Here is a 22,991-nt window from a genome sequence, read left to right on the forward strand (position 1 = left end):
ACTTTTGCGATAAACGGCGCTTTGTGAAAATTACTTTTGCGGATATTGAAAATGAAAAGTCGGGCGGACGATCTGTTCCTTTTGCTCGCTGTGGTCGATAGCGGCAGTTTCAGTGCCGCTGCGGAACAGTCAGAGGTTTCTGTGACGAGGGTTTCGCGAGCAGTTACTCGGCTTGAAAAAAGCCTGGCCACCACGTTACTGAACCGAACAACTCGAAGAATCAATCTGACGGAAGAGGGTCGACTATTCGTCGAAAAGGTCCGTGCGGGACTGGCAAACCTGGAAGAGGCGGAGGAGCAGTTAAGCATTCGAAAACAACGCCCAGCGGGCCGCCTCAGAGTGGATGCCGCCAATCCGTTTTTGCTACACCAAATCGTGCCTTTTGTTAGGGAGTTCCGGGAAGTCTATCCGGAAATTGAGCTTGAGCTAACAGCAAGTGATCAGATTGTTGATTTGCTCGAAAGACGGATTGATGTGGCTATTCGAATAGGCCCTCTAGAGGACTCTACCCTGCATGCGAAATCTTTGGGGCGTTCACCGTTGTCCATCGTGGCATCACCCGAATATCTGAAAAGCAGAGGTGGTTGTGCTTCTCCAAAAGAATTAATGCATCACAGTATTGTTGGATTTACAGCGCCAGAGTCACTGAATGTCTGGCATTTGGGCGAGGGTGTTCGAGTCCAGCCAACAATCCGGGCCAGCAGCGGTGAGGCGGTCCGTCAGCTTTGCCTGGCGGGCAACGGCTTGGCGTATCTATCGCTGTTCATGGTCGAAGCTGATATCAAACACGGTAAGTTGATAGAAGTTCTCCCCGATCATTTGGTTCGTCCGAATCCCAGAGAATTAGTAAACGCAGTTTACTATCGGAACACGACTTTAGCCGCGCGCATTCAGGTGTTTCTGGATTTCTTTATGGGTCGCTGGCAGTTTGGCCGTCAGGAATAGTTAGCCGGAATGTGTTTTCGTGGGTTTCAAACGAATAAGATTTGCTATTTCCGGCAACCAAGGGCTTATCGGAGTGACTCGGGCGCCATATTCGCACTTCGTAGGACGATATGTCTGGAGCCATATTCCTGACCTTAGAGCTTTAAATTAACCTTTGCAGGCCAGGCGACGAGATACTTCCTAACTAAAGTTGATTACGTTTCGGCGGACGCCAAATTGAGCGTCTTGTGTGGAAATTGAGCACTTTTCGTTGGGAAATTGAGTACTTTGAGTGGGCATCCAGCTATTCTTTAGCACTTTCTGTGGTCGTCCATTGTAGATTTCAAACGTATGTAAGACTTGCTACTTCAGGAAATCAGGGACTTATAGGAGGGATTTGAAATGAGCGAATTTTGGCCTCAAATTCTTCACGAGATATTCCACCTATTTTTCAAAATTAGATGAGACTGATTTGAAAAGTAGTGTTTAGTGGACTGATTTTATTATTTAAATCCTAGTATTTTATAGCAGCACCAAAGCGAACTGTCTAGATTTATGAAGGTGCTTGGTCTTCCACATAAAGTACTAAATTCGCTGGCCAGATTTATGAATAGAAGGCAGATGGTTTCTGCAGGCAAACGTGTCCGTGCTTTACAGTCGGCAGTTTTCACTCTAACGCATAAAAACATGTAAAAGTGTCGATGGTGTGTTCATCGCACATCAGGCTCTTCACCAACATGCATGAATTCGCGGAAAGCGGAAACGGCGGTGTTTTGCTCGACATTGGTGGCCCAGGCGAGGCCGACGTCCATTTTCGGTATTCGGTCGGACAGTGAGGTGACCTCGACGCGGCGGCCGTCGAGTGACCATGGCCGATAAACCATGTCAGAGAGAATCGTGACTCCCATGCCGCTGGCAACCATTGAGCGCACGGCCTCGACTGAATTCGTTCTGAAAATTGTATGTGGTCGATAGCTCGTGCGATTCCAGTAGCGCTGCGTCGTGTTACTGGCTTCGTCGACCGTCAGCATGATGTAAGGCTGGGCAGCAACATCGGCCAGAGAGATCGATGGCAGGTCTAGAAGGGGGTGGTTCGCTGACAACCAGAGTCTGCGGCGTGATTGCAGCAGAATCTCATAGGATATTCCCTCCTGATCGACGATATTAGAGGTCAGCATCACTGCAAGATCGAACATTCCCGAAGATAGCCCGTCTTCAATCTCGGTTCGCGACGCTTCAGTCAACTGAAGATCCACACCGGGGAAGACGCGAAGAAACCGCTCGATGTAAGTTGGAATATAGTAGCCAGAAACCGTGTAGGTCATTGCTAAACGAAGAGTGCCCTTTACGTCATCGCGCAAGCGACGCGGCGACCTGACCGCCTCTTCCACCGCAGCCAGTATTCGCCGGGCGTGATCAAGAAAGATATTGCCCTCGTAGGTCAGTACCACACCACCAGCATGCCTTGCTAGCAGTGGGGTTCCAACGATTTCCTCGAGCTGTTTCACAGCCGTCGTCACTGCAGATTGGGAAACATTGAGTTCTAGGGCTGCACGTGAAATCTGTCCTAAATTGGCGACGGCAATGAAGTAACGTATTTGTCGAAGTGTAGGTATATTCATATTTTTTATAATAACTATTTAAAAAACTGAGTGAAAAATAATACCGCATTGCACTGAGGCAACGACGTCCTCCGTCGTTGCAGTCGCCGTACCTTTTCAATTTTCCCTTAATTTTGTGCTTATAGAAATACCCCCGTGACGGTTGAGCCACCGTGCAATGAAAACATTAGCCGCCGCGGAGCATAAATCAAGATATCAGTTAATAAGATATTGGGTCACCGAAAATCGTATTATACAAATTTGCTCTTCCGTCCTAAGGTTTTTAGATCGCCTTTCCAAAGGGGATTGGTGTTGCGGCATTACCGCTCCGTTCATATCAGGAGAAAAAATAATGAAAAGAATTCTCAGCGCGTCGACTGCGACCATGGTAATGGCATTTGCCGTATCTGGCAGCGCAATCGCCGAAGAATGGTACCCCTATCCCGTCGAAGTCTGGTCCCCGCCGTTCAACATGGATAGCCCACGCAGCAAGGCGGATTACGTTCCACTCGACGCAGCAGCACAAAAATGGAATCTCTGCGTTTCTTTCCCGCATATGAAGGATGCCTACTGGCTAGGCGTCAACTACGGCATCACCGAAGAAGCCAAACGGCTCGGTGTGGCAGCCACTGTGACTGATGCGGGTGGCTACACCAACCTGAATACCCAGATCTCGCAGATCGAGGATTGCGTTTCAGCAGGTGCTGATGCCGTTATTATCGGCGCCATCGCCTATGACGGGCTTAACAACGTGGTCGCTGAGATCAGTGAGAAAGGTGTCCCGGTCATCGACGTCATCAACGGCATGTCGTCCGACAAGCTCTCTGCCAAGTCGCTGGTTTCCTTTGGCGAAATGGGTGCCAAGGCCGGTGAATTCCTGGCCGATCTGCATCCTGCCGGGGGCGAGTCCGCGAAAGTTGCCTGGTTCCCGGGGCCTGCCGGTGCCGGCTGGGTCGAAGCGGGGAATACCGGCTTTCTGGGCGCGGTAGAGGGTTCCGCGATTGAGATGATAGAAACGAAATACGGTGACACCGGTAAGGAAGCCCAGGCCAGGCTCGTCGAGGATACCCTCCAGACCTATCCGGATCTTGATTACATTGTCGGCACTGCGGTCACAGCAGAAGCGGCGATCCCTATCCTGCGTTCACGCGGTCTGGCAGACAAAGTAAAGGTAGTTTCCTATTATTATGCTCCGGGTGTTGATCGGGGTATCGCACGTGGCCAGATCCTTGCTGCACCAACCGATTCCACCGTCATCCAGGGGCGCATCGCTGTCGACCAGGCCGTGCGGATACTGGAAGGCAAGGATTATCTGAAGCACGTCGGTCCCAAGCTCTATGTGGTAACACAGGAAAACTACGACGAGTTTGACCCGGCTTCGACCTTGGCACCAGACGGTTTCCGCCCTGTATTCTCGGTAGAATGAGCCATGTTGAATTCAATCAACAAACAGCAGGGCTGTGAGGAGGTGGGGGCAACCCCGCTCCCACTCCTCCAGACCCAGGCCATTACCAAGGATTATCCCGGTGTTCGGGCGCTCGATGACGTCGACTTCGAACTGCTTGCCGGCGAAGTGCATGTGCTGTTCGGTGAGAATGGAGCGGGAAAGTCGACTCTGATTTCCATTCTGGCTGGTGCCAACCAGCCGAGCACCGGTCAAATCACTTATAAAAGTGAGCCAGTAACACTGGCCTCGGTTCACGACGCTCGGTCCCTCGGAATATCTGCAGTTTTCCAGGAATTTTCACTGATCCCTCAAATGACTGTAGAGGAGAACCTGTTTCTTGGTGCCGAACCAAGACGGGCCGGACTACTCGACCGCGCCCGCATCAGCCGTGAGGCACAAGAGACGCTTGATGAGCTTGGCTTTGCGCTGAGACCCGACCAGCGTGTCGATCGCCTCACCCGTGCAGAGCAGCAAATGGTCGAGATAGCCAAGGCATTTCGCTCCGAGCTCCAGGTATTGATCCTCGATGAACCTACGGCCTCACTCACCACGCACGAGACTGATCAGTTGTTCGAATTGATCGCGGGTTTGAAGAAACGTGGGGTCGGAGTCATCTACATTACTCACCGAATGGCCGAAATTCGCCGCATTGGCGACCGCATCACTGTTCTTCGCGACGGCCGCTACATCGATACTGTCAATGCGGCGGAAGCGACGGAGGATGATTTGGTTCAGCTTATGACCGGTCGTGTGGTCGGCGCCATTTTTCCGGAGCTGAACCTGAATGCGCCAGGCGATGTGGTGCTTGAAGCCAGCAATGTCACGACGAACGACGGTGCAGTGGTCGACGCATCGATGACTGTGCGGGCTGGCGAGATTGTTGGGATGGCCGGCCTGGTTGGGTCAGGCAAATCGGAGCTGATGCAGGCCTGTTTTGGTGGTTTGGCAATCCGTACCGGGACTGTGATGCTGAATGGCCAAGGTATCACCGGCCATACACCAAAACGCAATATACGCGACGGTTTCCTCTATTTACCTGCAGATCGGCACAATGAGGGCCTGATGATGACGCGTTCGGTGCGCGAGAATGTTTCGCTCGCTTCACTCGATATTGAGCCATTTTCAAAAGGTATCTTTATCAATCGTAGTGGCGAAAAAAAGGCGGTCGAAGCCCTCACCACGCGGCTCAATCTGTCGCCGCCGCAGATTGAACGTACGGTCGAACATTTTTCCGGTGGCAATCAACAAAAGGTGATGCTCGCACGGGCCCTGACCCGAAAATATGACCTGATCGTTTTCGACGAACCAACAGTCGGCGTAGATGTTGGTACACGAGCTTCCATCTATGAGTTTATTGTTGAGCTCGCTCGCGGCGGCGTGGCCATCGTCCTTATCTCGTCTGATTTGCCAGAAATACTGCATCTTACTACCCGCGCCTATGTTTTTTTCCATGGACGGACTCAGGCCGAATTACAGGCCGATCAACTCACTGAGGAGAAGGTGCTTGCCCATTTCTTCGAAAAGGAGGCCTGTTAATGGCTGAGCAATCTGTTACTCCGACGAACGCGCCAGCTATCGGCGGCCTTGGGAACTTAACCAAGCGTCTGTTCGTCAAGCTTGGCATTCTGCCGTTTCTCCTGTTTATCGCCATGGTTGTGTTCACGCTGTTGTCGGAGAATTTTCTCACGCTACAAAACCTGATGAACGTGCTTCGCCAATCGGTCTACCTCATGATTGTTGCACTTGGCCAGATGATGGCCCTGCTCACCGGGGGCTTTGACCTGTCGGTTGGCACGGCCCTGGCACTGAGCTCAGTGGTCGGGGCGTTGGTGATGGCCACCATCTTCTCGATGGCTCCCGACATGGTCTGGTTGGCCATCGCCGTTGGCTGTTTGGCCGGCATTCTGGCAGGCGTCATGATTGGTGTCGTCAACGGTGCGGGCGTCGCCTTCTTCAACGTGTCGCCTTTCATGGTGTCGCTAGGCATGGCATCGGTCGGTTTCGGTGTCGCGCTATACCTGACCGGTGGCGTGCCTGTTTACGGGATGCCTCGGGCCTTCAGTGACACCTTTGGCTATGGTTCCCTGCTCGGTATGCCCGCGCCAGTCTTTGTCGCTGTATTGCTGGCGATTGCACTCTATGTGTTCCTCTACCGTACGCCTCAGGGCCGGTATTTCTATGCGGTCGGCGGTAATCTTAAGGCGGCATCACTGTCCGGCATTAACACCAAAGCCACGCTGTTTTTCACCTATGTTCTGAGCGCTTTTTTCGCCGCTGTCGCCGGTATGCTTTTGACGGCACGAATTGATACCGGGGAGGCCAACATTGGCGCTTCGATGCCATTGGAATCAATTGCCGCCTGCGTCATCGCCGGGGTAAGTCTGAGAGGTGGTGTGGGGCGCCTTGAGAGCGTCGTACTCGGTGCACTTTTCATCGGTCTGATTCAGAACGGCATGAACCTGGCGCAAATCGAATCCTACTTACAAACCGTAGTGCTTGGCACTCTGCTGATACTTGCGGTCATCGCAGACCAGATCAGGCTTCGCTACGTTGCCTCTCTCAAGAATTAAGGAGAACAAACAATGCATGTAGATGTGAATTGTGACATGGGCGAAAGCTTCGGCCTTTACAAGATGGGTGACGACGAAGGCATGATGCCGCACATCACCCAGGCCAACATAGCCTGTGGTTTCCATGGCTCCGACCCGAACCACATGCGTAGCACTGTAGAACTGGCGCGCAAGAATAACGTCAAAATTGGCGCACATTTTTCGCTTCCCGATCTGGCCGGATTCGGCCGGCGCGAAATGAAGATTGACCGTGAGGAAATGGCCAATATCATCCTCTATCAGATCGGTGCGCTAAAGGGCTTCCTTGACGCCAGTGGTGTCGCGCTGTCTCACCTCAAACCGCATGGCGCACTCTATGGAATGGCAGCGCGCATGGAGCACATCGCCCATGCAGTTGCCGATGCCGCCGAAGTCTATGGTGTACCCGTGCTTGGCCTGGCTGGCACCCAGCAGGAGATGGTTTACAAGGAACGTGGTATCCCCTTTTTGGCGGAGTTCTTTGCCGACCTGGAATACGATGATAACGGAAGTCTGATCATCACCCGGACGCATGGCGAGGTTGAACCAGGTTACGCGGCATCGCGAGTTCTCGACGCTGTGCGCAATGGCCACGTGAAGAGCGTCAACGGAAAGTCACTGATCGTGCGCGCTGAAACCGTCTGTGTTCACTCCGATACACCCAATGCCGTTGACATCGCCAAGGCGGTCCGCAAAGCAATCAATCAGCTTGAAACGGCTTGAGACAGCGCCAGAACAACAACAATCAGGAGGTATTACCGATGGCTATGCATGAAGTGAAATCACCAATTCCAGGAACTTTTTACCGTAAACCGTCACCGGACCAGCCGGCCTACTTCCAAGTCGGTGATACCGTCACCAAAGGTGACACCATTGGTCTTGTCGAGGTTATGAAAACCTTCCATGAAGTGAAAGCGGATGCCGACGGAACGATTGGCGACTTTCCGGTCGGTGATGGTGAACCCGTCATGGCTGGGCAGACTATTGCCGAACTGAGCTGAGGTGATCATGAAAAACAGAGGCATTCAAAAATTGCTGATTGCCAACCGGGGTGAAATAGCAATTCGAATCATCCGCGCTGCGCGCGATCTTGGTATAGCCACCGTGGTCGTCCACAGCGACGCTGACACCGAAAGTCGAGCCGTGCAGATGGCAGATGAAACGGTGAACATCGGGCCACCGCAAGCGGCAAAGTCCTATCTTTCTATCGATGCGATCCTGAGCGCGGCGAAGGAAACCGGTGCTGACGCTATCCATCCGGGTTATGGCTTTCTCGCCGAAAATGCAGACTTTGCAGACGCCGTAGCCGCCGCAGGCCTCCTTTTCGTAGGACCGGATGGCGATACCATCCGCCTGATGGGCGATAAGGCGGCTGCGCGGAGTGAGGCAAAAAAAGCGAATGTACCAACGGTGCCAGGCAGTGACGGCGTCATAGAGGACATGGACGCCGCGGCGAAAATGGCAGAGAAAATTGGCTTTCCAGTCATGATCAAGGCGGCGGCCGGAGGAGGAGGTCGCGGCATCCGTGTTGCCCACGACGCCGATGAATTCCGGAAGCTTGCTCCCCAGGCCTCCTCGGAGGCGGCGGCAACGTTTGGTGATGGAGGCGTCTATATAGAGAAAGTTATTGAGCGCGCCCGGCACATTGAGGTCCAGGTATTAGGTGATGGCGAAAACGTCGTTCATTTCTTTGAGCGCGAGTGCTCTTTGCAGCGCCGCCGCCAGAAGGTGTGGGAAGAAGCTCCGTCGGCCGCTTTGGATGATCGGGCTCGCGACGAACTGCACCGCTCGGCCGTAGCGTTGGCAAAGGCTGTCCACTATAAAGGCGCCGGTACCATCGAGTATCTCTACGATGACGAGACAGGAAACTTCTATTTTATTGAGATGAATACTCGCATTCAGGTCGAACATCCTGTGACAGAAATGATCTGCGGTTTCGACCTGGTCGCTGAGATGATCTTGATTGCTGGCGGCACAAAGATGCGAGTTACACAAGAGACGATACACAGAACCGGGCACGCCATTGAAGTGCGGTTAAACGCGGAGGATCCGGCCAACAATTTCATGCCGTTTCCAGGCACCGTCGGCAAGTTGATCACTCCAGATGGGCCGGGTGTGCGTTTCGATCATATGCTCTATCCGGGCTATGCCGTTCCGCCTTTTTACGATTCGCTGCTCGGCAAACTGATTGTCTGGGCCGAAGACCGCGACCATGCACTGTTGCGCCTCAAACGCGCCCTGGGCGAGTTTTATGTCGAGGGACTGCCCACCACCGCACCGCTGTTCCAGGCTTTGCTCGAGAGCGAAGAGCTGCAGCAAGGTGCAGTCCATACCCGGTGGTTGGAGCCGTGGCTGGAAACCAATCTTGATCTCATCAAACAAAAAGGGGCTCAAACTCATGAGTAGTCGATACACATTTGGCGGCGATGAGCACATTTTCGTAGAAGTCGACGAAGAAATGTCGCTTGAGGCATTCTTTGTCTCGCTGTCCATGACCAACGCTGTGCGCAATGCCAACATCAAGGGCGTTACCGAAATCTGCCCGGCCAACGCCTCGTTCCAGATCAAGTTTGATCCGGATGTGATTCACCCCAACGACATGATGAAGGAATTGAAGCGACTGGAAGCCGAGGCGGAGCAGGGCGACAATGTTCTGGAGACTCGCATTGTTGAAGTCCCCGTCTATTATCAGGATCCCTGGACGCACGATACCCTGATGCGATTCCGTGAACGCCACCAGGACCCTAGCGCGACCGACATCGAATATGCAGCCTCGATAAATGGCTATGACAGTGTAGAAAAATTTATTGATGCGCATTCTGGAGCACCCTGGTTCGTTTCCATGGTCGGCTTTGTATCCGGTTTGCCGTTTCTCTATCAGATGGTCGACCGGTCTCGTCAGATCCAGGTACCAAAATACCTTAGCCCGCGCACCGACACACCACGGCAGACGGTTGGCTATGGGGGCAGTTTCTCCTGCATCTATTCCGTTCGTGGCGCCGGCGGCTACCAGATGTTCGGCATTACCCCGATGCCGATCTATGACCCTGAGCAGAGTGTTCCCTATCTGAAGGATTTCCTGGTCTTCTTCAAGCCGGGGGACATCGTCAAGTTTAAGCCAATCAACCGGGAAGAGTATGACGCGGCGATTGCACAGGTGCAGGCGGGTGAGTTCATGCCCCGCACCAAAAACGTTCGTTTTTCGCTAAGCGAATTCAATGCCGATATGGATGGTACCAACGCCAAGCTGATGGAGGCCCTTTATGACCGTTAATGTTATCTCAGCCGGTATTGCCACCACGATCCAGGACCTGGGACGGCCGGGCTATTATCATCTTGGTATTCCAATGGGTGGGGCCATGGACCGTCTGGCGCTGAAAACCGCCAATCTGCTTGTTGGTAATGATGAGGGAGCGGCCGGGCTCGAATCCGTATTTGTAGGGCCGGAACTTGAATTCACCCAGGATGCGACCGTCGCCGTCTGCGGCGCGGAACTGCCACCGAAAGTGGATGGTGAGCCGCGTGATACCTGGACCGCCTTCACCGTGAAAGCCGGCCAGGTGTTGTCCTTCGATTTCCTGAAATCCGGCGCGCGCATCTACATTGCGATTTCCGGCGGTATCACCACCCCCATGTACCTTGGCAGCCGCTCGACCTATGCGATCGGGGCGCTCGGTGGTGTTAATGGCCGCCCTGTCCAGCCCGGCGATTCGCTGCCGCTCGGCACAAGCAGCAAAATGGTCAAAGACGGATTATCGGTACCCAAGGCGCTACGCCGCGGCCCGTCCAACCCGGCCGAGCTACGTGTGCTGCCCGGGCTTTACTGGCACCGACTCACTGAACAGGCCCAGAGCAACTTTTTTGAGGATACCTGGAAAGTCGCTAACGAAGCCGACCGCATGGGTTATCGCTTTCAGGGCGGACGCAAACTTGAGTTTGTGGAACGTAAACAGCCGTTCAGTGCCGGGGCCGACCCATCCAACATTACCGACGCCTGTTATCCATACGGCTCAATACAGGTACCCAGCGGGTCCGAGCCGATCGTGCTGCACCGTGATGCAGTGTCGGGTGGGGGGTATTTCATGTTAGGTACTGTTATTTCGGCTGACATGGATTTGATTGGCCAGTTACAGCCGAATATGTCAGTACGGTTCGTGAAAGTGAATATGGAGACTGCCCTTGCCGCGCGGAAGGAGCAGGCGGCAATTATGGATGAGATTCGCGAAGTATTGAGCTAAGGATGACAGGAACACGTCCTGGAATAGCTTGACGGTTTGCCACGAAATCAGCGACATACAGTCGCTGATTTCGTTAGTCGTTACCGAGGTTCCCGAGCTATCAAGTTGAGCTGATCGACCACAGAAAGTACTAAACCGGCTAAACCATAAATCAACTAGTTAGCGGCTCATTTCCACGTAAAGTGCTAAACAAACCTAAAGTAGATTCTAGAATAGAGCGCTCATTTCGGTTTCCACACAAAGTGCTAAAGTCGTCGTCCGGCTCGGTGATGGCTCTGGTCCAGGGTGTCGATTTCCATTGTTGGGCGTATTCTATTGGTCCAAATTGAGCCACGAGTTGTTCCACAAATTTGCTTCAACATTGCGATTGCTTCCGTATCGGCGGCATCTGTTTTCAAGTACGCCTCGAAACACAGTCCGTCAAAATGGTTCGCACCGTATATGTGATCGACGATTTGTTTGATCAGTCCTGTTAAGTCATCTGAGTCAATACCGTTCTGCGAGCTTGATTTGTCACCCGTCTTGATAAGGAAGTCAGCGGATGTGCTACCCGTCGTGAGTGCGGCTTGCCCTCGCGCAATTGCATCCTTGATCGCTAGTTCAGTATTCCGCTGCCGAGCAACTTCATCCTCGAGTTTGTTTTTCTGGGCTGCTTCGTCTTGCTCCAGCTCTGAAAGCGATTTGGTGAGTTCCTTTATCTGCGCCTGGGTGTTGATAAGCTGCTGTTCTAACTTAATAATTGACTGGCCAACTGAAGCCGCAGATTGTGCTGTCAGAGAAACCGCTGGTGCACGAATAGTTGAAGTGAGCGACTCGATTGCAAGAATGCCAACCAATTTTCTTTGGTACCGCCGCATTTGCCTGCGGCACGTCTTGCATTGGGCCTCCATCGTCATGTTGAAGCGTTCAAAATTGATTCTGGTCAAACGGATGCATGTTTCTCAACCGTTTTCAGGCTTGTTTCAGCTTGGCGTGGTGCACTGATCGTTAGTGAGCATGCCTATCCTGGGGCGCAGACACCGGGGGAGGCAATTTGACTGCAACCTTCTTACTTTAAAAGGCCATCTTATGAAACATTCGTTGCGCAAGCAGTGGCTTGCAGGAATCACGGCCAGTGTCGCTATGAGTTTTTCGCTGACGGTGGCCGCAGACACAAATCGGGCATTTATTCCGATGGGCACTGCGAATGCCGTCGGCGTTATTGATCTGCAAGACCGACAAATGACTTCGTCCATTGGAGGAACCCTGAATACCCACGGTTCGGCACTGACCCCGGATGGCCAATATCTGGTTGTGAGCAGTCTGTCTTCTTTTGATCGCCGGGAGCCGGTTACTCGCCCCGAAGGCATTTCCGAAGATGATCACGCGGCTCATCATGGTGGCGGGCAGGCTACCGAATCAGAAACAGCGAGTACCGGGCTGCTCTATATTGTAAATACATCTACAAGGGCGATTGACCGCAAACTGGAGGTGCCCGGGCCGGTGCACCATGTGCTGGTGACAGTAGACGGTCGTTATGCCGTTTCCACGCATCCCGTCAGTGGCAGCATCAGCATTGTGGATCTGGCATCCGGGAAACTGGTCAAAACCGTGGCAACGGGGCCCGCTCCCAACTACCTGGTGGCAACGGACGACGGCCAATCCCTGCTGGTCAGCAACAGCGGTAATGGTACCGTTAGTCTAGTGGATACCGGGCACTGGTTTGTCGAGCGCAACCTGCGGGTTGGCGGTAGTCCAGAGCATATGGTGCTGGCACCGGACAACGATCGGCTGTACGTGAATGACGTCGCCTCCGGACAGGTTCTTGTCCTTGAGCTTGCCACAGGCACAGTGGCAAACCGCTATAAAGTGGGTGAGGCGCCTCATGGCGTTGGCCTGAGCCCGAATGGCGAGACCCTTTACGCCACCAGTCAGGGCGACAATCAGGTGGTCAGGATTGAGCTGGCCAGCGGGACCCGCGAAACCTCGGCACTTGCTCCGGCGCCCTATCATCTCGCTGTTTCCCCCTACGATGGTGAGCTACTGGTGACCAGTCGCGCGGAGAACAAACTTTGGGTGCTCGACCCGGAATCCCTTGAAGTGGTTGATGAAATTGCCTTGGATGGGATAGGCCACCAGATCTCCCTCGAGGCCCAATAGTACCCTGTTCTGAAACTGCTCTTGGCGGAGGAACCGTTCATGGATCGACGCTTCAAAATCACTATGGCACTTTTTGCCGTTATCGCACTGGTTTTACTGTGGGGAGAGCACAAGGTTCACCTGCTTGGCGCCTTGCCCTGGCTGATACTGCTTGCTTGCCCGCTGATGCATATTTTTATGCACGGGGGGCACGGCGGACATGGAGGGCACGGCCACCACGGAGATCAACGTGGCAAGAGTGGAGAGCAGCGCGATGACTAATGGCGCATCGGATTATGGCCTTTGGAGTCTGGTGGTGCTGAATTCGGCGATTTTTATTTTCTTCGCCTTCAGTTTCTTTAAACCGCAGACCCGCCGGGATTGGCGTTCGTTTGGTGCCTTCAGCGCGTTTCTGGTGGCCCTGTTCACCGAGATGTACGGGTTTCCGCTGACGCTCTACTTTCTGTCAGGCTGGCTGCAGAGCCAATATCCCGACGTTAACTGGTTGGCTCACGACAGTGGTCACTTGCTGGAGATGTTGTTTGGTTGGCAAGGCTCGCCACACTTTGGCCCATTTCACTTGCTAGGCACGGTGTTTATTGGGCTCGGGTTTTACTTGATAGCTGCCGGCTGGCGTACCCTGTATGCCGCGCAAAAGGCAGGGCAGTTGGCCACAACCGGCCTGTATGCCCACGTTCGTCACCCTCAGTACGCCGGTTTCGTGCTCATCATGTTCGGTTTTCTGCTGCAGTGGCCCACGCTGCTAACGCTGGCCATGTTCCCGGTGCTGGTCTGGATGTACTCGCGCCTGTCTTTGCACGAGGAGCGTGAAACAGCAAAAACGTTCGGCTCCGATTGGCGGGTCTATGCAGCCAGAACTCCCCGTTTTATTCCGCGGTTGAAGAATTTTAGGCGCAAGAAAATCGAGGAACGAGAATAATGCATGTGGTAGCTATCTTAGTAGGCGTTCTTGCAGTCGCGCTAATCGGCGGCTGCGGTAAACAGACGGTAGAAGACCGCTGGTTCACTCAGGCCCAGGTTGAGCGCGGCGCAGAGGTATTCGAGGGCAATTGTGCAGGCTGCCATGGCAGCAATGCTCAAGGCGCCTTCAGTTGGAAGAAACCATTGACGGATGGCTCCTACCCGCCGCCACCGCTCAATGGAACGGGCCATGCCTGGCACCATTCTCTTGACACGCTGATGGCCACGATCAATCAAGGAGGGGCTCCCCTGGGCGGAAAAATGCCGGCCTTCGATGGCAGGCTCTCGACAGACGATCAAAAAGCCGCTATCGCTTTTTTCCAGAACAAGTGGGAAGAACGGATCTATGAGGCATGGTCTGAAAGGAGTGGGCTCTGATTTTTCCGGTGGTACAAGACGACTTTGAAGATCATTGCTGGAGTTTTCGAAAACCTGGACGGTATTGATTTAAGTGATGCAAAGCTTCTTATAAGAAAGGCACCTTGGCTTTCGGCGGATGAGAACAAGACCTAAACATCACAGGTAAGGGCAGTTTGACCTGCCCCAAATTACTGAACCACTCACTACTTAGTAATGCCGGTTAATTGACCCTGACCCCGTTTCAGTACCGCTCATTGCCAGAAAAATCCGGCTCTAATTGCGGTTCCAGGTGACCTGAAATAGCGTGTTTTGGACGTAGTCAGAGGATGTGGACCACCCCAGTGCGGAGTGGGGTCTGACTTGATTATAGAACGTTCTCCAGGTCTCAATCTTCTGCTCGGCACCTGTCAGTGACAGGAACCAGTTCTCGTTCAAGCATTCCTGGCGGAGTCTGCCGTTGAATGACTCCATGGAATCGATCAAACCCCGGCGAAGTTAACTGTGCATAAGTGCAGTTATAAGTGAAATCTGTGGAAATCTTCAGAATGGGCCTCGTTAAACCCGAAAACGCCGGGCGACAATAAGTCGAGGGGTATTTCTGCGAAGCCCAACGCGGTCTCGATAGCGGGTTTCTTGGCCTTAGTCAATTGAAAAGGTGGACATTTTTTCGATGAGGCCGCGGAACGATGATAACTAAAGCGTTGGAGTGCGAGTTAAAACTAATCATCTATAGTGATGAGTAAGTCGTACTACACCTACTGCTTGTTAGGGGGAAACCATGAAAAAAATAGTCCTTCAAGTCGCCACGTTTGTTGGCGCTCTTTTATGTTATGGATTGGTAAATGCGACAGAGACGAAAGCTCCTCTCGTTCCGCTTCCTTCTATCGACGATTTTACAAATGGCGATGGTTGGGGTGTTGGGCTTGGGCTGGGCGTTGAATATGAGTCTGCTTATGAGGGTTCAGACGAATTCGAGCTTGAGATCGATCCGGCTGGGGGTGTTCAGTGGCGAACTGGTGACCATATTTTTTTCTGGGCAGGTGAAGCAATTGGGTGGCGAACATTGGCCAAGGATGCCTGGTTGTTTCAAACCTCTTTAGGCTACGAAGAAGGCCGTGAAGAGGGCGATTCAGAAGATGGCAGACTGGATGGGTTAGGCGAATCGAGTTCTGGGGTGACATTTCTGTTGGAAGTGCGTCATGCCCTTACAGAAGATTGGCGCTACTTTTTAGATGGCCGTGTATTAACAGGAGAAATCGGCACACTCGGGATTTTCGGCGCAGGAACTTGTTTGGGTTGCCAACCTAACGGCACTGGCTGGGAAGTTGGCGCTGTTGCCACTTTCCACGATGGTAAGCTAGCCAACCGGGACTTTGGTGTGAACACACAGCAATCCATAGATTCAGGTCTTCCAGAAACCGATGTTGATAGCGGGTATAGATCAACTGGTTTCAATGTTAACTATCGAAATTACTTGAACGAGAGCTGGCAGGTCTTCGGTGAAGCTCTTTACGAAGTCTACGGGAGTGACGTTTCAGATAGCCCAATATCTCGGAATGATTATGAAGCGGAGATCGGTGTTGGCTTCATCTATGTTTTTTGATGTTTCTCAATAGAGAATTGGGTCTGTTTTCGTTCAAGCGGTTTCAACTATAAAGCCACCCTAGTGGAGTTGCAATTAGCGACCGACAAATCTGAATCAGCCCATTCAAGAGTCTAGGCTTTGAAAACAACTCCTTTTTGATTTTTCTTTGATGGCAACCACAGCCCTGCTTTTTGTAGAACTCCAATTCAGTCTGTCTCATTTCGGACATGTAAGCTTGGATTGTTTGCGGTCTTCTGACTCCATACTTCACAAGATTTCAATGTTCGCTTTGGCGACCGGAACGGCCGAGTTATGGTGACACTCTTCAGCTGTAATATGGTGGCATAACCAGAGAGATACATGCGGCTTTATTGAGCAGCTTTAAGGCTGTTTTCGTCGCGGACACTGTCTAAGAGGGTTTGCGATAAACGAGAGTTCTGAGCGCGGTCTTTGGGCAGCCCGAGGAACAATCGATAAATGGCGAAAAGATTGTAACAAAAACCGACACCATGCAGCTTCGAGCTACCAGACGCCACTGGAGTTCGCCGCTAGCTACCGGTAAAGGGTCGAAATTAACCGACATGACTAAGCAGTGATTGGGGCAGGTCAGGCCAAACTTGGTGTCCGGAATCGGGTGGCAGCTTCCTCACCTGGCTGGATTAGTTGGATTAACCGATCAGGTGAGAAGTTGATATCGGAGAGTGAACTGCCAGAGCCCATCAAGGCCATTGCGTTCGAACCTTGCAGGTTCGGACATCAACGTGTTCACCAGTGGCTCCGTCGTGAAGCTGTTAACATGAGAATGGTTGCGTAGAGAGTGTTCCGGAGGTGGAACCGGTAATGTTTTGTACATGCCAACAGTTAAAACAAAAGCATTACCGGTTCCAGCAAGGTCAATCCGTTTGCTAATCCTCTTCTTCAGGGCATAGCTCCTGGTCGGAGTTGTTGCAGAAACCGTCTTCCTCCGAGAAGGTCTGGTTCCCGAAAGACCCATTTGGCCGTCGCTCAATGGCCCCGACTTCCACTTTCAGTGGTGCATTGGCGGGAAGCGCGGCCAAATAGCTGGAGGGAACGCTCACGCTGTTTACGCCAGCGGGAACACGCACCGAGTATGTGAATGCGGCAAGAGCGTCATCGTCAGGTTCCATGACCACTTCGTAGGCCACAATGTCACCTTCGCCTGCCAATACAAATCCCTCCGGCTGGGTGGTGCATTCGCCGAGATCGTCACCATAGCTCCATGTGATGGTGGAGCCATCAAAATCGACTTCGGCCGGGGCTGCCGGAATGAAGTGAGATAACAGCGTCGTCCCCGCAAGGACTCCTCCGTTATCCAGTTTGACCTGGAATTCATAGAATCCGGCTTGGAAACGATCCAGAAACTCAGGAAGGGTCACTACCTCGTCTCCGGGCTCCTCAACCAGACCTGCTTCACACACGGGTTCGGCGCTCTCGAAAAAGTTTTCTGTCAACTTCTGATCCTCGAGCGCTTTTTGCGCTTGTTCCTGGAACAGCAGCTTCCCGTTTGGACCCACGATTCTTGCCTGCCGCCAGCCTTCTGCGTCGAATAGAACGTGAAAGCCGATATCGCCATCCGTGGCATTAATTTCAATCAGAACCCGGCATTCACCAAGCTCATTACAGGGGGCATCACCAAAACTTGGGATGGCCCAAAAAAACGTCACTAGAGCGGTTGCCAATAAACTGGCTAGTTTTGTTCGCAATTGTAGATGGGTATACATGAAGACTCCTCCGTTAGCCGAATTCCGCGCGACACTGAGCAGCTTGGAGACACTCTTACTGTGAGAAAACGTCTTTGGCCTTTTAGGCGCCGCGCACCTCGGCCGAGAACAGCTGTGTATGGATGAATCGAAAACGACGATGCGTCGCCTCTATCTTTGGATTACGCAAGCAACAAACGAGCCGTGCGTATAACATTGTGTTTTTACAAGGCTGTGGAAAAGTATGACAGGCGAGCTGTAAAAAATCCTGACGCTGTGTGGAGAGTTCCTCAGTTGCTCCATTGGAATCTGCGAGGGTCTCGCTGCCGATTTCGCTTCTCTGGAAAACATGATCCTGGCGGCTGATCAAGCTCTCTACTGTGCGAAAGATATGGGCCGAGATACGTTTGTGGTCGCCGAGCCGGGTAAGCAGCAGAGCCAGTGGGCGAGCATTGAAACCCTGGCCTCAGGATGAGCTGCCAGGAAATGGTTCGGCTTGGCGAGGACCTGTGCCAATAGATTAGCGCTACGTTCTTTCCTCTGGCACCCACCCGTTCTCCTCATGATCTACCATCGGTTCGATCAGCTACATCTCCGTCAGCTGCCGGGCCTTTTCTTTGTCATGCTCCTTCCAGTAACTGCATCATGCGTCCCTGGGTAATCCGGTGCTGATCTATCGAAATTCCAAGGATTACGGATAAGAAGTAACAATGGGGAATAAAAAACAAAGCCAGTGAAAACGGGTCAGAGTTGAAGAGGGAGGGGATGATCCACTGCGCGTAATCTGGGATTTATTTCTATTAGGGCAGACGCAAAAAAAACCGCCCCGGGGGACGGCTTTTCTGTCTGCCTCGGGAAGTGGCCGTAACCACTCCCGGAGGTCCAGCATCAGGCGCTGGTAGAGCTGCTCTCGTCTTCGCTCTTCGCTGTGGACGCCTGAGTCTTGGCGGTGCTGCTCTTGGCAGTGGGCGCAGACTTGGCTGTCTTGGCGGTGGACGAAGATTCGGAAGTCTCACCAGTCACTGCCTTTTTCGCGGACTGGGCGGTTTGTGACACCTCCTGACCTGCGGATTTGGCGGTGCGTGACGCTTCTTGTCCCGCATCTTCAGCGGCTTCAGAGACCGTGTCGGCCTGCTCAACGGCTTCTTTTTCCAGCTTGGAGACCAGATTACCGGCATAACCGCCTACACGGTTGTTGACCGAACGCAGCTGATTGAACAAAGTGCTGCTCAGATCACTGTAACGCTTGTGCAGGGACTTGACGCTGTACTCACGCACATCCGCTTCGAGCTTCTCAGCGTAGTCGAACGGCTTCGCAGACAGATTCTTCTGCGCTTCCTCAGCGGCACTGATGCCATTGTCGACCATTTCCTGAAGCTGTTCCTGCCAAGTTTTAAGCTTACCCATAATTGATCTCCCGATCATTGCTATATTTGACTGCGACAGCCGGCCGAGTGGTCGGCGTCTGTGAAGATTGAGGCGATGATAGGGCAAAAAATTAGAGTGTTCATACTAGTGTTGCGCCTCAGGCACGAAACCAACCGGATATCAGCAAAGGCCCCCAGCGAATCCCAATGGGATTTTACGTTGATATGAAGTTGATAAGCTCCGCTATGTATGAGGGTATGGATTACACAACGGAATGTTCGTGCTGGGCACACCAGGTGCAACGGATTATTGTTAATAGACATTGAACGGGAGGGACTCCATGTGTGGATACATTCGTCGCGTAACCGATAGTCCGGAAGTCGCTGAACTACTGGAAGAGCTTGGCCTGGGAGACCTGTTTGAGCCTTTGGTAAGCCAAGCACCGGCAGGGATGGAGCAAATCTATCCGGCTTTTGGGGGTAACTCGGCTCGCCAGATTCGGGGGCTGATCATTCAGGAAGAGGGTAAGCCACGTCTGGTCGATGCAACCTGGTGGTTCGATTGCACTGCAAATGAAGATCGGCTCGAAGTCGGAAAGCGCACCACCTTCAACGTCAGAAATCTTGATTCACCCTACTGGAAGGGAGCCTTGCGCCATCACCGCGGAATAGTGGTTGCGACGGGGATAGGGGAGTCGAAAAAAATCAATGGTCGGACGCATCTTGCGCGGGGCAAATCGCTCCAACGCGTCGTAAAAGCCGGTGAGAGGGCGCGGGTATCCAGTAAGGCTTGGGATTTGAGACGTCCTTCCCACCAATTCGCCGGGAGCGAATTGGCATGACCGAAGCGAGCCTTCGGTAAAGACCATGGATGGTCTTTACTAAACCGGCCCGTGCACTGGTCTTCTTTATTGGCGTCCCGGGCGATGCCCTCGTTCAATACCCGCATGAACCAACTGATGCTAGTGAGTTGTTCGCGCCATTTAGCGACCAGGTCTTTGACGACATCAAGCTCGGCCTCGGTTTGAAGGGTGTTGGCGAGGTATCGATGAGTCAGAACAGTACCTTTGAATAGGGTATGCCAGCGATCGATTACTTTGGGATGGGTGTCCAAGCATGCTCTAGGAACGGGTTATTAGCGAGATAGCTTTGAGTCAGGGCGCTACCCTTGAATAGGGTATGCCAACGGTCGATGACTTCGTCCATGCTCCAAGACTTGGCTTGCTCAGCCATGATATGAAGGATGATGTGGTGGTGGTTTGACATGGTTTTTACGGTCCATGTCCATGTCCATGTCCATGTCCATGTTACAAGGCCAGGGCGTCCATATATATCCTTGTTGGCGTGGTCATAGCTGACCCTGGAATTCGGACTCGGCCGTGGATCACGCGGTTGAAAGCTACCGAGGTGCGTTCTAAAATAGAATTGCTTTTAAGTCTTTGGTTTTTAGGGGCCATTGCACGACTGTTTTCCAAGAGCCTAGGGGGTACCCGTGCAGTTGATGGGAAGGCGCGGCATATAGGAATTAGCCGCCGATTGCAGTGGCCATAATCAGGCCATAGCCGACGGGTCCTGTCTGTGCCCCGCGGTGAGGAGGGAATCTTATGCGAAACGTGCTTCTCCGATGCAACGCGAATCTCCCCATTCTATTGCTGGCCGGAACGTTGGCTCTGTCGACGGTGGCCGGCGCCCAAGAAGCGCTGGACGATCCGATCCCCGAGCCGATAGGTTCGGGACAAGTGCAGATCGTTCTTGAAACGTCGGCCGTTGGCATGACGGCCCCGAACTGGGGTGGCGACGTGCCCGGCTGTACCAATCTCCAGGACCGGCTGGTGGTGTCAGACCAGAACGGTATCCTCTGGGCTGTCGACATCGACACCGGCGACAAGAGCGTGCTTCTCGACGTCAGCGGCCGACTGGTCTCACTCGGCGTCGCCGGGCCGGGCACATTCGATGAACGGGGCCTGCTGGGCTTCACGTTCCACCCCGACTTCGCCAACAATGGCCTGCTCTATACCTACACATCGGAGCCGGTCGCCGGCCCCGCGGACTTCTCGACCATGCCGGATGGGGTCGATGCGAACCACCAAAGCGTCATAAACGAATGGTGGGTCCCAGCGCCGTCATGCGAGCGCGGCGCCGTTGTTGATCCCACCTCCCGTCGGAACTGCTACGGATCGACGAGCCACAGTTCAACCACAATGGCGGTACGCTCGCGTTCGGACCCTATGGCATGCTCTACGTTTCGCTCGGCGACGGCGGCGCGGCTGACGATCAGGGGGTCGGCCACGTACCCGGCGGCAATGGCCAGGATCCGGGCAACGTGCTGGGCACCATCCTGCGTATCGATCCCCAGGGCAGCAACGCCGCCAACGGCCAGTATGGCGTGCCGGTGGATAATCCCTTCGTCGGCGACGTCGGCGCGGTCGGCGAGATTTTCGCTTACGGGTTCCGTAATCCTTTCCGTTTCTCCTTCGATGCCTACACCGGCGAGATGATGATCGCTGATGTGGGTCAGAATGACATCGAGGAGGTTGATGTCGGTGTTCCAGGTGGCAACTACGGTTGGCCCATCAAGGAGGGCTCCTTCTGTTTCCATCCCAACGGCACCGAGCCGGGGTTTGTATTCAACTGCGGGCCCGGTGACGCGCCGGCGGGTCTGGTCGAGCCCGTGGCCGAGTATGATCACGACGAGGGCATCGCGGTAATCGGCGGCTTTGTCTACCGGGGGTCGTTTATCCCGAACCTGATGGGGCGCTACGTTTTTGGCGACTACTTACAGCCATACATTGACAGTGGCCGGCTGTTCTACCTGGGTAAGAACGATCGCATCTTCGAGTTGGACCTGCGGGACCGAGACACCCTGGGGCTCGCACTGCTGGGCTTTGGCCAGGATGCATTCGGCGAGCTATACGTGCTGGCCAATGAAACCGGGACGCCGTTCGGCGATACCGGAGTCGTCCTGCGCATGGTCAACGGTCAGGGAAAAGCTCCCGACCGGTTCCGCACCCACCTCTCCGGCAGCGAAGAGGTACCGGCGATAGAAACGCGGGCGCAGGGTCAGGCCAATTTTGAAATGAACCGGACAACGAATCACTTGTCGTTCCGGCTCATCGTGGCCAATATCGAGGACGTCGTCGCTGCGCACATCCACTGCGCGCCCGAGGGTTTCAATGGCCCCATAGGCGTCACTCTGTTCAGCGGCGGACCGGTGAGTCCCGATGGCACGCTGGCCAGTGGGAATGTTTCTGAACCCGGCTCCAGTACCGGTAACGCCTGTGGCTGGGCGAGTATCGACGACGTGCTGACAGCGATGCGCTTGGGAAATGCTTACGTCAACGTGCACACGTTGGCCAATCCTCCCGGAGAGATCCGGGGGCAAATCCGTTGAGGTGCATACCGTAGAACGAATCACGGGGGACAGAGCGCATTCAGGAGTTATCAGGACAAGTCGTAGGGACTAAAAGGACACTCACTATAGTCGACTAGGACACGCACTATAGTCGACTATCAAAACCATAAAATTCATAGGTCGGTGCTTTCGACCATGATGGGTTTCCTTGTTTGAGGTTGGATGGGGTGGGTATCCCTCAGTTGATCAGAAAAACAGGTGATTGGGTAACTTATATAATTAATCACGCATTAAATGGAAGGCCATGCTAACAAAGAGTTGCACCGGACAAGCCGGTGAACGCGGCGTTATCCCCAAATCTGAATGTTCGCTTTGCGACCAAACCCAACTTCGTTCTTTCGTCACCAAGGCATCTCCAATTGCTAAGCAACTCACGCTTGCAGGGCCAGAGTCGTCGTAAGAGTTTATCCAGAGGCGGGCAGGGCAGCTATGCTTACATGCACGGTATTCCGAATCAGAGGCAGATCCAGGGCTCGGGATTGGAAAGTGTACCTTCATCGCTTCAACGCAAAGAAACCGAGGGCGTAGTGACCTGCTCCCCTCTGGCTTAACCATTTTCAGCTTAGTAATGTTCATCACAGCAGAGGACGATGAACATGAAAAAGCGATTTTCAGACGAGCAGATCATCAGCATTTTGAAGGAGGCCGA

General features: G+C 53.4%; 22 protein-coding genes and 1 pseudogene. 17 read left to right on the forward strand and 6 right to left on the reverse strand.

What is annotated here, in order from left to right; translation table 11 throughout:
* The first annotated feature begins 51 nt into the window (after positions 1–51).
* Positions 52–945, forward strand: coding sequence for a LysR family transcriptional regulator (locus F6Y09_RS13350; RefSeq protein ID WP_152207405.1), 894 nt, complete (start codon positions 52–54; stop codon positions 943–945).
* 689 nt (positions 946–1,634) lie between these two features.
* On the opposite strand, the gene F6Y09_RS13355 is transcribed toward F6Y09_RS13350, so the two are convergent.
* A complete protein-coding gene (locus F6Y09_RS13355; protein ID WP_152207406.1) occupies positions 1,635–2,546 on the reverse strand; it encodes a LysR family transcriptional regulator in 912 nt (303 codons plus the stop codon).
* 331 nt (positions 2,547–2,877) lie between these two features.
* Between F6Y09_RS13355 and torT the strand changes: the two genes are divergently transcribed.
* Genes torT through F6Y09_RS13395 form a run of 8 tightly spaced genes read left to right on the forward strand, consistent with a single transcriptional unit; the run spans position 2,878 to position 10,798 of the window.
* The gene (gene torT / locus F6Y09_RS13360; protein ID WP_152207407.1) at positions 2,878–3,951 is read left to right on the forward strand and encodes a TMAO reductase system periplasmic protein TorT; all 1,074 of its coding nucleotides are present in this window, start codon (positions 2,878–2,880) and stop codon (positions 3,949–3,951) included.
* A gap of 3 nt (positions 3,952–3,954) precedes the next feature.
* Complete coding sequence (locus F6Y09_RS13365) at positions 3,955–5,508, forward strand: sugar ABC transporter ATP-binding protein (protein ID WP_152207408.1); 1,554 nt, start codon at positions 3,955–3,957, stop codon at positions 5,506–5,508.
* Positions 5,508–6,542 carry an ABC transporter permease gene (locus F6Y09_RS13370; RefSeq protein ID WP_152207409.1) on the forward strand — a complete coding sequence of 345 codons (1,035 nt, stop codon included), beginning with the start codon at positions 5,508–5,510 and terminating at the stop codon, positions 6,540–6,542. Before F6Y09_RS13365 ends, F6Y09_RS13370 begins: the two co-directional genes overlap by 1 nt.
* Positions 6,543–6,554: 12 nt before the next feature.
* Positions 6,555–7,283 carry a LamB/YcsF family protein gene (locus tag F6Y09_RS13375; protein ID WP_152207410.1) on the forward strand — a complete coding sequence of 243 codons (729 nt, stop codon included), beginning with the start codon at positions 6,555–6,557 and terminating at the stop codon, positions 7,281–7,283.
* Between the two features lie 38 nt (positions 7,284–7,321).
* Positions 7,322–7,561 carry an acetyl-CoA carboxylase gene (locus F6Y09_RS13380; RefSeq protein ID WP_179959418.1) on the forward strand — a complete coding sequence of 80 codons (240 nt, stop codon included), beginning with the start codon at positions 7,322–7,324 and terminating at the stop codon, positions 7,559–7,561.
* A 7-nt stretch (positions 7,562–7,568) separates the two neighbouring features.
* Positions 7,569–8,966, forward strand: a complete 1,398-nt coding sequence (locus F6Y09_RS13385; RefSeq protein ID WP_152207411.1) for an acetyl-CoA carboxylase biotin carboxylase subunit — start codon at positions 7,569–7,571, stop codon at positions 8,964–8,966.
* Positions 8,959–9,834: a 5-oxoprolinase subunit B family protein gene (locus F6Y09_RS13390; protein WP_152207412.1), complete on the forward strand. Its 876-nt coding sequence runs from the start codon at positions 8,959–8,961 to the stop codon at positions 9,832–9,834. The genes F6Y09_RS13385 and F6Y09_RS13390 overlap by 8 nt, the downstream gene beginning before the upstream one ends.
* Positions 9,824–10,798, forward strand: a complete 975-nt coding sequence (locus F6Y09_RS13395; protein WP_152207413.1) for a 5-oxoprolinase subunit C family protein — start codon at positions 9,824–9,826, stop codon at positions 10,796–10,798. The genes F6Y09_RS13390 and F6Y09_RS13395 overlap by 11 nt, the downstream gene beginning before the upstream one ends.
* Before the next feature lie 245 nt (positions 10,799–11,043).
* Here the strand turns inward: F6Y09_RS13395 and F6Y09_RS13400 are convergent, their stop codons facing one another.
* The gene (locus tag F6Y09_RS13400; protein WP_152207414.1) at positions 11,044–11,724 is read right to left on the reverse strand and encodes a hypothetical protein; all 681 of its coding nucleotides are present in this window, start codon (positions 11,722–11,724) and stop codon (positions 11,044–11,046) included.
* A 142-nt stretch (positions 11,725–11,866) separates the two neighbouring features.
* Between F6Y09_RS13400 and F6Y09_RS13405 the strand changes: the two genes are divergently transcribed.
* From F6Y09_RS13405 to F6Y09_RS13420, 4 genes are read left to right on the forward strand one after another with little or no spacing between them, the layout of a single operon-like run.
* Positions 11,867–12,937, forward strand: coding sequence for a YncE family protein (locus tag F6Y09_RS13405; RefSeq protein ID WP_152207415.1), 1,071 nt, complete (start codon positions 11,867–11,869; stop codon positions 12,935–12,937).
* Between the two features lie 39 nt (positions 12,938–12,976).
* Positions 12,977–13,198, forward strand: coding sequence for a DUF2933 domain-containing protein (locus tag F6Y09_RS13410; protein ID WP_152207416.1), 222 nt, complete (start codon positions 12,977–12,979; stop codon positions 13,196–13,198).
* Positions 13,191–13,856: an isoprenylcysteine carboxylmethyltransferase family protein gene (locus F6Y09_RS13415; RefSeq protein ID WP_152207417.1), complete on the forward strand. Its 666-nt coding sequence runs from the start codon at positions 13,191–13,193 to the stop codon at positions 13,854–13,856. The genes F6Y09_RS13410 and F6Y09_RS13415 overlap by 8 nt, the downstream gene beginning before the upstream one ends.
* Positions 13,856–14,275 carry a c-type cytochrome gene (locus tag F6Y09_RS13420; protein WP_152207418.1) on the forward strand — a complete coding sequence of 140 codons (420 nt, stop codon included), beginning with the start codon at positions 13,856–13,858 and terminating at the stop codon, positions 14,273–14,275. Before F6Y09_RS13415 ends, F6Y09_RS13420 begins: the two co-directional genes overlap by 1 nt.
* A gap of 255 nt (positions 14,276–14,530) precedes the next feature.
* Here the strand turns inward: F6Y09_RS13420 and F6Y09_RS13425 are convergent.
* Positions 14,531–14,728: pseudogene (locus tag F6Y09_RS13425) on the reverse strand (integrase core domain-containing protein); the annotation flags it as partial.
* Between the two features lie 307 nt (positions 14,729–15,035).
* Here F6Y09_RS13425 and F6Y09_RS13430 point away from each other — a divergent pair.
* A complete protein-coding gene (locus tag F6Y09_RS13430; RefSeq protein ID WP_152207420.1) occupies positions 15,036–15,860 on the forward strand; it encodes a MipA/OmpV family protein in 825 nt (274 codons plus the stop codon).
* A gap of 887 nt (positions 15,861–16,747) precedes the next feature.
* On the opposite strand, the gene F6Y09_RS13435 is transcribed toward F6Y09_RS13430, so the two are convergent.
* Together F6Y09_RS13435 and F6Y09_RS13440 are read right to left on the reverse strand one after the other, a co-directional pair.
* The gene (locus F6Y09_RS13435) at positions 16,748–17,584 is read right to left on the reverse strand and encodes a hypothetical protein (protein ID WP_152207421.1); all 837 of its coding nucleotides are present in this window, start codon (positions 17,582–17,584) and stop codon (positions 16,748–16,750) included.
* Positions 17,585–18,451: 867 nt separating this feature from the next.
* Complete coding sequence (locus F6Y09_RS13440) at positions 18,452–18,970, reverse strand: hypothetical protein (protein ID WP_152207422.1); 519 nt, start codon at positions 18,968–18,970, stop codon at positions 18,452–18,454.
* Between the two features lie 301 nt (positions 18,971–19,271).
* Between F6Y09_RS13440 and F6Y09_RS13445 the strand changes: the two genes are divergently transcribed.
* Positions 19,272–19,772 (forward strand): SOS response-associated peptidase family protein, encoded by a 501-nt coding sequence (locus tag F6Y09_RS13445; RefSeq protein ID WP_152207423.1) that lies wholly within the window; start codon positions 19,272–19,274, stop codon positions 19,770–19,772.
* A 29-nt stretch (positions 19,773–19,801) separates the two neighbouring features.
* Positions 19,802–20,005: a hypothetical protein gene (locus tag F6Y09_RS13450; protein WP_152207424.1), complete on the forward strand. Its 204-nt coding sequence runs from the start codon at positions 19,802–19,804 to the stop codon at positions 20,003–20,005.
* Positions 20,006–20,852: 847 nt separating this feature from the next.
* Here the strand turns inward: F6Y09_RS13450 and F6Y09_RS20170 are convergent.
* Positions 20,853–21,017, reverse strand: a complete 165-nt coding sequence (locus F6Y09_RS20170; protein WP_179959419.1) for a hypothetical protein — start codon at positions 21,015–21,017, stop codon at positions 20,853–20,855.
* An 89-nt stretch (positions 21,018–21,106) separates the two neighbouring features.
* Between F6Y09_RS20170 and F6Y09_RS13455 the strand changes: the two genes are divergently transcribed.
* Positions 21,107–22,321, forward strand: coding sequence for a CHRD domain-containing protein (locus F6Y09_RS13455; protein ID WP_281348144.1), 1,215 nt, complete (start codon positions 21,107–21,109; stop codon positions 22,319–22,321).
* Positions 22,322–22,991 lie beyond the last annotated feature (670 nt).

Origin of the sequence: Marinobacter changyiensis (genome assembly GCF_009193265.1) — a bacterium.
Lineage (GTDB): Bacteria > Pseudomonadota > Gammaproteobacteria > Pseudomonadales > Oleiphilaceae > Marinobacter > Marinobacter changyiensis.